The sequence below is a fragment of the Arenimonas malthae CC-JY-1 genome, from assembly GCF_000747075.1.
Lineage (GTDB): Bacteria > Pseudomonadota > Gammaproteobacteria > Xanthomonadales > Xanthomonadaceae > Arenimonas > Arenimonas malthae.
This window is the reverse complement of record NZ_AVCH01000106.1, coordinates 1-715: the sequence shown is the minus strand read 5'-3', so window position 1 is coordinate 715 and position 715 is coordinate 1. Positions and strand designations below refer to the sequence as shown.

Annotated in this window: 1 protein-coding gene; it reads right to left on the bottom strand. The window is 75.1% G+C overall.

The window, feature by feature from the left end; translation table 11 throughout:
* On the bottom strand, positions 1-715 hold a 715-nt coding region (locus N790_RS05640; RefSeq protein WP_043801856.1), incomplete at both ends, for a [protein-PII] uridylyltransferase family protein.

Genomic DNA, 715 nt, shown 5'->3' with positions numbered 1-715 from the left:
CGGCGGCGGCCAGCAGTTCCGGCAGCACGTTGTCCAGGCGCTGGCGGCCGCGCGGCGACAGCGCCCGCACCGCCGGGGTGCGGGCGAAGTCGCGCAGGTTCGCGTCCTGCGCCTCGGCGTCGGTGAATCCGGCATCGGCCAGCACCGCGGCGTCGCCGCCGTCGGGCAGCGCGCGCCAGTACTTCACCAGCGCACCTTCCGGCGCGCGGCGGCGGTGGCGCGCCTCGAGCAGGCCGGAGAATTCCTCGGCCACCACGGAGCGGTGGCCGTCGAGCTCGGCCAGCAGCTCGCGCTCGCCCGGGTAGCCCAGCGCGCGGGCGATGCGGTGGCGCGCCACGGGGTCGTCCGGCAGGGCGTGCACCTGCTGGTCGGCCAGCATCTGCACCCGGTTCTCGAGCCGGCGCAGGAAACGGTAGGCCTCGGCCAGGCGGTCGGCCGTGGCCTCGGCGACGTGGCCGGCGTCGGCCAGTGCGGCCAGCGCCGGCAGCAGCGAACGCCCCCGCAGCGCGGGTTCGCGGCCGGCGCGGATCAGCTGCAGCGCCTGCACCAGGAATTCCACCTCGCGGATGCCACCCGGGCCCAGCTTCAGGTCTTCGGCCAGTTCGCGCTTCTGCACCTCGGCGCTGATCAGCGCCTTCATCTCGCGCAGGCCGTCGAGCGCGCTGTAGTCGAGGTAACGCCGGTAGACGAAGGGCCGCAGCGTTTCCAGCAGGCG